The organism is Thermococcus sp. (assembly GCF_027066465.1).
GTDB lineage: Archaea > Methanobacteriota_B > Thermococci > Thermococcales > Thermococcaceae > Thermococcus.
Genome location: NZ_JAMONU010000152.1, coordinates 1 through 7630, shown reverse-complemented (window position 1 = coordinate 7630; position 7630 = coordinate 1). Strand labels below are relative to the sequence as shown.

Below are 7630 nucleotides of genomic sequence, written 5' to 3'. Positions count from 1 at the left end.
TAAGGAGTTCCTAGGGAGGGGCCTAAGCGTTCAGGTGAACACGGTTGTGATGCGCGAGACCGTTGAAGGACTGCCCGAGATGGTGAAACTGCTTAAAGACCTCGGCGTCGAAATCTGGGAGGTCTTTTACCTCGTTCCGACGGGAAGGGGCAACTTCGAGAGCGACCTAAGGCCGGAGGAGTGGGAGGACGTCACGCACTTCCTCTATGAAGCTTCAAAGCACCTCCTCGTAAGGACCACCGAGGGTCCGATGTTCCGGCGAGTGGCTATAATGCGGAAAGCCCTTGAGGAGAAGGGACTCGACCCCGACGAGGTTCTTAGGCCTGGGAAACTCTACTTCAGGCTGAAGAAACGGCTCGTTGAGCTCCTCGGCGAGGGGAACGAGGCGAGGGCACAGACGATGGGAACGCGCGACGGGAAGGGAATAGTCTTCATTGGCTACAACGGCAACGTCTATCCGAGCGGTTTCCTGCCCTTCAGCGTCGGCAACGTCCGCGAGAAAAGTTTGGTCGAGATTTACAGGGAGGGCGAGCTGATGAAAAAGCTCCGCTCGGCCGAGTTCGAGGGGCGCTGTGGAAAGTGCGAGTTCAGGGAAATCTGCGGGGGAAGCAGGGCGAGGGCCTACGCCTATAGCTTAAACCCTCTCGCCGAAGACCCGGCCTGTCCGTACGAGCCGGGCTCATACCTCAGGCTCGCCGGCGAACTCGGGCTAAACCTTCCAATCGGAACCTTCGGAGGGCAAAAGCCGATTTGAGGTGGTGGAAATGAAGTGGGGCGGTCTAATCCTGTCGGTCGTTCTTCTTCTCGCGGTCGTTTCGGCCGGTTGCGTGGGAAACTCAACTGGAACCTCAAGCAAGGCAACGACAAAGGAGGTAACCGTGAAGGACTTCTCGGGAAGGAACGTTACTGTCAAAGTTCCGGTTCAGCGGGCGGTCGTTCTCTCGACTTCCGCCCTCGAAATAATCCAGCTCCTCAACGCGAGTGACCAGGTCGTCGGTATTCCAAAGGAGGCCCAGTACGACGCTTTACTGAGCGAAAGCCTGAAGAACAAGACCGTCGTCGGATCCATGCTGAGAATTACCGACTGGGAGAAGGTTTTAGCTCTAAAGCCCGACCTAATCATCGACCTCGACCTGAAGAAGTTCTACAACGTTGACGAGCTCCTCAACCGCTCCGCCAGCTACGGAATTCCGGTTGTTCTTCTGAGGGAAGACAGACTCGAGGACATACCCAGAGCCGTTTCGCTCCTCGGGGAACTCTTCGGAAGGGAGAAAGAGGCCAAAGCCTTCGACGACTACTTCAACGAGCAGGTGAAGGAGGTTAAGGCCATAGCCTCAAAGATTCCGGCCGACGAGAGAAAAAAGGTCGTAATGATACAGCCGATAATGGGCAAGCTCTACCTCGTCAACGGCAACGACGTCCTTGCTCAGGCCGTCAGGCTCGTTGGGGCGGACTACCTCGTGAACATTACCTTCAGCGGCTACACACCGGTTAGGGTCCCGATGGACCCAGAGAAGATAATAGCGAGCTACCGCGACGCCGACGTCGTAGTCCTCCTCACGAGCGCCGTAACCCCGTACGACCAAGTAGAAAAGCTAAAGGAGGAGATGCTCAGCGACGAGGCCTGGAAGGGCATTAAGGCCGTCAGAGAGGGCAACGTGATAATCCTCAGGGCGGACATGGGTAAGGACTCCTTCCTCCGCTGGAGCCCGCGCTTGGCGGTGGGAATCTGGGTCATTGGAAAGGCAATCTATCCCAACTACTACCCTGACTGGAACGACAAGGCCAAGGACTTTCTGAAGAGGTTCTACGGCCTCTCCTGATTCTCCTTTTGGGGTGGGACGATGATAGCGGTCTTTCCAGCGAGTCTCGCGGAAATCGTCAAACTCGTCGGGAAAGTCGGGGAGATAGCAGGGGTGAACGAGGAAATCAAGCTCGACCCCTGCCTGCAGGAGCTGAAGGATAAGCCGGTCATCGGGAAGTACCTCAAGCGGAGCAAGAAGACCTACTGGGACGTTCTGGAGGAGCTTAGGCCGGACCTTATCCTCGACTTCGAGGTTGAGAACCTGCACTCCGGGGACGAGCTGAGGGCCTTTGGGGAGCGTATAGGGGCAAGGGTCGAGCTGATTGACTTCGAGACCGTTGAAGGCCTCGTCGAGGCGAGCAGGAGGACAGCCGAACTGACGAGGAGCGACTTTTCAAAGCTCGGTGAATTCTATGAGAAGCACCTGACGGGGCTGGGTGAGATAACTGAAGCCATCGAGGAGAGGCCTAAAGCCCTGCTCACCTACCGGAACTTCAACGTCGTAACGAGGACCAACGTTCTGAGCGACGCGGTTAGAAAAGCCGGGGCGATGAACCTCGGCGAGAGGATACGGACAAGGCGGAAGGTCTATCCGGTAAAGAAGGAGCGCTTCTTCAGGTCCTTCGGCGATGCGGAGCACCTCTTCCTGCTCACGAGCATAATGACGGACAGGGAGAAGATGGAAGAGATAAGGGACGAAATCCTTGACTCGGCCGAGTGGAGGGCAATTGAAGCCGTTCAGCTCGGAAACGTGCACATAGTTGGCTCGGCCCTCGACCTTGAGAGCTTCATGCGCTGGAGCCCCCGCATAATCCCTGGAATCTACCAGCTCGGAAGGTTTGTTCACGGAAGGACCTTTCCGAAGTGGGAACGGGTCGCGGGGGAACTCTACTCGCTCTGCGGTGTTTGAAAATGAAAAGAGGACTAACTCTGGTAATCCTTCCGGTGGTGGCGGTGCTCCTCGGGGTCTTCGTGGGTAGCTACCCGACCAACCCGCTCCACCTTGATGGCTTAGCCAAGGCCATAATCTGGAAATTCAGGCTTCCGAGGACGCTTATGGGGGTCTCGGCTGGAATAGCCCTGAGCCTGGGCGGAATGACCCTTCAGGCGGTTTTCAGAAACCCTCTCGTCGATACCTACATTCTGGGCGTGGCATCGGGAGTGGCCTTTGGCGCGGCCCTGGCCGTCGCTTTTCTCCCCTTTGTTGGCCTCGCATCCCTCGCGCTCCTCTTCGGCCTCTTGGCGGTTTTCTTAGCGTATTACCTCGCGCGCGTCAACGGCAGGGTCTCAACGGTCTCTCTAATCCTCGGCGGAATAATCGTTACTGCCCTTTTCTCCGCCCTGCTTTCACTCCTCGAACTGCTCCTCCCGAGCGAGAGCTTATCCGGTTTGGTCGTCTGGCTGATGGGAAGCTTGGCGAACTCAACGTGGAAGACGGTGGTTTATTCCCTCCCCGGAGTCGTCCTCATAGCCGTGCTCCTCTACCTCCTCCGCTGGAACTTGAACGCCATGAGCCTCGGCGACGAGGCTGAAATCCTCGGCCTGAACGTCTCCCTCTGGAGAGGGATTTTCGTGTTCCTGTCTGCCCTCCTAACGGCGCTCGTGATTTCCTTCACGGGAATAATCGGCTGGGTCGGGCTGATAGTCCCGCACACGGCGAGAATGCTCGTCGGGCCGGAGCACTCGAAGCTGATTCCCGCAACAATCTCGATTGGAATAACTGTCATGGTTTTAGCCGATGTGATAGTCCGCCTTCTTCCAGGGGACATCCCCGTCGGGATAATAACGACCCTCGTGGGTGTCCCCTTCTTCGCGTATCTCCTCAGAAAGACCGGAGGTGGTTGGAGTTGAGGATTCTCATCGTTTACACGACCCGCTACGGAACGACCGAAAGGGCCGTAAAATTGGCTAAGAAGCTCTTCGAAGAGGAAGGCCACGAAGTTGAAATCAGGAAGGTTAAGGAGAACCCCTCGCCAAGGGGCTATGATTTAGTAGTCATGAGCGCACCCGTTTACCGCGACGGCCCGCACTGGGATTTGACGGACTGGATAAGCGAGCATCGAGAGGAGCTTGAAGACGTTCCAAAGGCGTTCTTTCTGGTGGCGATGCATTTGGCAGGCTCTGTCTTCATGGGGAAGCTCCACGGGGGAATAGCCTACTCCCAGCCACTGATAGAGGCCTTTGAAGTTCCGCCCTTCTACGGAACGCTCATCGGGGGCGAGATTGACGTTGAAAAGCTCAGCGATGAGGACAGGAGGAAGATGAAGAGGTTTTACGCCGTCCTCGGGGAGAGGCTCGAAAGCAAGAGCCTTTACAGAGAGGAGGACGTTAAAGCGTTCGTGAGGAGGACCCTGCTCTACTACGACTGGTTCGGGAAGCACTTCAGGCGGGGCGAGGTTGATAAGGCCAGGGACTTCGACTTCATGGAGAAGGCAAGGGAGATGGAGGCAAGGCTCGATGCTGAGGGCTGAAAACCTCTCGTACTCCTACGGGGACTTCGGAATCGAGGGGGTTAGCCTGGAGGTTGAGACGGGTGAGTTCGTCGCCCTAATCGGGCCGAACGGCGCGGGGAAGAGCACGCTCTTGAAGCTAATATACGGCCTGTTGAGGCCCGAGAAGGGGCGCGTCCTCGCCGACGGAAGGGACGTTCTGAGGCTGTCTCCCAGGGAAAGGGCGAAACTGCTCGGCTACGTTCCTCAGAACCACGTCCCGACCTTCCCCTTCAGGGTTCTCGACTTCGTCCTCCTCGGGGCAACCCCCGAACTCGGGGCCTTCGGCTCGCCAGGGAAGGAGCACAGGGAAAGGGCTGAAAGGTTGCTCAAGCACTTCGGCCTCGATGCCTATCGGCAAAAGCCCTACACCGCCCTGAGCGGGGGGCAGAAAAGGCTTCTCCTCCTCGCGAGGGCGATGATGACGTCGCCTAAATATCTCCTCCTCGACGAGCCGACGAGCGAGCTCGACCTCAAGAACGCCCTCCTCGTCCTCGGGACCGTTAAGAGGCTCGCGAGAGATGGGGTGGGTGTTCTGGCGGTTCTCCACGACCCCAACTTAGCCTACCTTTTCGCCGACAGAGTCATCCTAATGAGGAACGGAAGGATAGTGGCTGAAGGAAAGCCCTCGGAGGTCCTGTCGGAGGAGCTTTTGAGCGGGCTTTACGGGGTTAAGCTTAAGGTGATGGAGTGCAACGGGGAAAGGGTTTTGAGGGTTCTCCCGGAGGTGCTTCCATGAGGGACGTGCGCGACTATCTGGAATGGCTTGAAGCGAGAGGCGAGCTGATTAGAGTTAGTGAGGAGCTTTCGCCCGAGCTTGAGATTCCCGCGTTTCTGAGGAGGGCGATGTATCAAAAGGCCGGTGCGGTTCTCTTCGAGCGCGTTAAGGGTTATCCGGAGTGGAGAGTAGCGGGAAACCTCTTCACGAGCGTTGAGACCGTTAGGGAAGCCCTCGGCGTTGAAAGGCTTGAGGAAATCGGCGAGAGACCGCTAAAGCTAATGGAAAGCCTGCCCCTGGGTTTTGCCGACAAGCTCTCCTCGCTGGGGAAGCTCAGGGAGCTGAGCAACTACCTGCCTAAGCTCGTGAGGAAAGCGGAGTTCACGAGGAACGTGGTGGAAGACGAGCCCCTGAACTTCGTTCCGGCCTTCAAAACCTGGCCGAAAGATGCCTCGCGCTACCTCACCTACCCGCTCGTCTGCTTCTCTGACCCGAGAGGGGTTAACTCCATCAGCGTCTACCGCGTCATGCTCCTCGACGGTGAAAGGGGTGTAATCCACTGGCAGGTTCACAAGCGCGGAAGTCAGGCCTGGAGGGACTACCTCGAGAGGAACGACGGCAGAATGCCGGTCGCGATAGCGATTGGCTCCGATATAGGCACTCTCCTGACGGCTGTCTCGCCCGTTCCCTATCCTATGGACAAGCTCCTCTTCGCGGGCTTCGTTCGCGGTTCGGGTTTAGAACTTTACCGCCTGCCCAACGGCGTCCTCGTTCCGGCAAACGCGGAAGCGGTCATAGAGGGCTACGTTCAGGTTGACGAGCTGAGCGAGGAGGGCCCCTTCGGCGACCACTTCGGCTTCTACGATAAGCCGAGCGAGAGAAACGAGCTCTACCCCGTTTTCCATGCCGAGAGGGTTTACTACCGCGACGACCCGATTTACTACGGCTCCGTCGTCGGGAAACCGCCGTTGGAAGATGCCGTAATCGGAAAGGCCATCGAGAGGATTTTCCTCCCGTTGATGAAGGTAATTCTGCCAGAGGTCGTTGACGTCAACTTCCCGGAGCACGGCGTCTTTCAGGGCGTCGCGATAGTCTCGATAAAGAAGCGCTACCCCGGACAGGGAAAGAAGGTTCTCAACGCGCTCTGGGGAACGGGGCAGATGGCGCTGACGAAGGCTATAGTGGTTGTCAGCGACGACATCAACCCCCACGACATAAACCAGGTGATATGGGCGATAGCTTCCTTCGTGAACCCCGAGCGGGACGTTTTAATAATCCCGCACGCCCACACAGACGCGCTTGACCCGGCCGTTCCGAAGCCGCCGCTCGGGAGCAAGCTCGGCATAGACGCCACCAGAAAGCTTCCTGAGGAGATGGACGGCAGGGTCGTTGAGGAGGTTAAAGAAGACCCCGAAGTCCTTGAAAGGCTCGAAGGGCTTTTCAAGAAATACCTCGGTGGTGGCGATGGCCTTTGACCCCGGAGAGGTGAGGGAAGCCAACAGGTTTCACGCGCTGATGAGGCTTGTCAGGATAGAGCACACCCTCTTCAGCCTGCCCTACGCCTACGTCGGTGCTTTCCTCAGCGGTTTCCCTGTAACCCTGAGGGAGCTAACCCTGATGAGCCTTGCCCTGCTCGGACTCAGGACTTCTGCTTTGGCCTACAACAACATAGCCGACCTCGACATAGACAGCCAGAACCCGAGGACGTGGAACAGACCGCTGATTAAGGGGACGGTGAAGGTGAGCGACGCCTGGTGGCTCGTCGTCGTTGGCTCGGTAATCTACTTCGTCTCGGCGGTCCTTCTCAACCGCTGGACAGCCCTGCTCAGTCCGATTCCCTGGTTGATAGCGATGAGCTACTCTGGGGCAAAGAGGAAGCACAGCTTCCCCCATCTCCACCTCGGATTAACGCTCGCCCTGGCCGTTGCGGGCGGAACTATAGCTGTAGGAGGAAACGCTCCCTTCATAGAAGTCCTCGCGCGGATTCCCTGGGCGTTTTTCTTTGGAGTTCTCTTCTGGGTGGCCGGCTTCGACACGATATACACGATAATGGACTACGAGTTCGACGTGGAGCACGGCGTTGGAAGCATTCCCGCGAGGTTTGGCATAGAGAAGGCCCTCAAAATAGCACTCGCCTTCCATCTTCTCGCTATAGTCCTCTTCGGACTTGCTGGATTCCTCTACGGCCTCGGCCGGGTTTATTTAACCGGTTGGCTCGTCGCGAGCGCCCTAATCCTCTACGAGAACGCAATCGTCTGGGAGAGCCTTGACAACGTTCCAAAGGCCTTCAACCTCAACATTCCAATCGGCCTAATCCTCACGCTTTCGGCCATAGCGGACAAGCTTTTAGGAGGGGTTTGAATGAGAAAAGCTCTGGCGTTGCTCCTAATCGGGCTGATTGTGATGGTTTCTGGTTGCATAAGCTCGAACTCGACCACAAACACCTCCACAAATGCGGAGCTTCCCACCGTTAAAGCCGCGACATTACTTGGAGGAATCAGCACGCTTGACATAATGCAGGCCAAGGGTTTTGACAGAAAGAACGGCTTCAAGGTCGAGGTTCTCAGGCTCGGCAAGACCCCTGACATAATAGCGGCCCTCGAAAAGGGCGAGACAGAC

8 protein-coding genes and 1 pseudogene are annotated in these 7630 nt (G+C 57.2%); all 9 read left to right on the top strand.

What is annotated here, in order from left to right; genetic code table 11:
* On the top strand, nt 1–754 hold a 754-nt coding region (locus MVK46_RS07330), incomplete at its 5' end, for an SPASM domain-containing protein (protein ID WP_297535977.1).
* 10 nt (nt 755–764) lie between these two features.
* Nucleotides 765–1823, top strand: a complete 1059-nt coding sequence (locus MVK46_RS07325; RefSeq protein ID WP_297535979.1) for an ABC transporter substrate-binding protein — start codon at nt 765–767, stop codon at nt 1821–1823.
* 21 nt (nt 1824–1844) lie between these two features.
* Nucleotides 1845–2714, top strand: a complete 870-nt coding sequence (locus tag MVK46_RS07320; protein WP_297535976.1) for a hypothetical protein — start codon at nt 1845–1847, stop codon at nt 2712–2714.
* A gap of 2 nt (nt 2715–2716) precedes the next feature.
* The gene (locus tag MVK46_RS07315; protein WP_297535975.1) at nt 2717–3655 is read left to right on the top strand and encodes an iron ABC transporter permease; all 939 of its coding nucleotides are present in this window, start codon (nt 2717–2719) and stop codon (nt 3653–3655) included.
* Nucleotides 3652–4275, top strand: a complete 624-nt coding sequence (locus MVK46_RS07310; protein WP_297535974.1) for a flavodoxin domain-containing protein — start codon at nt 3652–3654, stop codon at nt 4273–4275. Before MVK46_RS07315 ends, MVK46_RS07310 begins: the two co-directional genes overlap by 4 nt.
* On the top strand, nt 4262–5032 hold the full coding sequence (locus tag MVK46_RS07305; RefSeq protein WP_297535973.1) for an ABC transporter ATP-binding protein: 771 nt from the start codon (nt 4262–4264) through the stop codon (nt 5030–5032). The genes MVK46_RS07310 and MVK46_RS07305 overlap by 14 nt, the downstream gene beginning before the upstream one ends.
* Entirely contained in the window at nt 5029–6486 is a 1458-nt protein-coding gene (locus MVK46_RS07300; RefSeq protein ID WP_297535972.1) for a UbiD family decarboxylase, read from the top strand. The genes MVK46_RS07305 and MVK46_RS07300 overlap by 4 nt, the downstream gene beginning before the upstream one ends.
* The gene (locus tag MVK46_RS07295; RefSeq protein ID WP_297535978.1) at nt 6476–7372 is read left to right on the top strand and encodes a 4-hydroxybenzoate octaprenyltransferase; all 897 of its coding nucleotides are present in this window, start codon (nt 6476–6478) and stop codon (nt 7370–7372) included. The genes MVK46_RS07300 and MVK46_RS07295 overlap by 11 nt, the downstream gene beginning before the upstream one ends.
* Nucleotides 7373–7630 (top strand): annotated as a pseudogene (locus MVK46_RS07290) (ABC transporter substrate-binding protein); the annotation flags it as partial.

What these genes read in the sequence shown, in the direction of transcription:
- MVK46_RS07325 (WP_297535979.1), top strand. Translation starts at nt 765, where the DNA reads ATGAAGTGGGGCGGTCTAATCCTGTCGGTCGTTCTTCTTCTCGCGGTC.
- MVK46_RS07320 (WP_297535976.1), top strand. Translation starts at nt 1,845, where the DNA reads ATGATAGCGGTCTTTCCAGCGAGTCTCGCGGAAATCGTCAAACTCGTC.
- MVK46_RS07315 (WP_297535975.1), top strand. Translation starts at nt 2,717, where the DNA reads ATGAAAAGAGGACTAACTCTGGTAATCCTTCCGGTGGTGGCGGTGCTC.
- MVK46_RS07305 (WP_297535973.1), top strand. Translation starts at nt 4,262, where the DNA reads ATGCTGAGGGCTGAAAACCTCTCGTACTCCTACGGGGACTTCGGAATC.
- MVK46_RS07300 (WP_297535972.1), top strand. Translation starts at nt 5,029, where the DNA reads ATGAGGGACGTGCGCGACTATCTGGAATGGCTTGAAGCGAGAGGCGAG.
- MVK46_RS07295 (WP_297535978.1), top strand. Translation starts at nt 6,476, where the DNA reads ATGGCCTTTGACCCCGGAGAGGTGAGGGAAGCCAACAGGTTTCACGCG.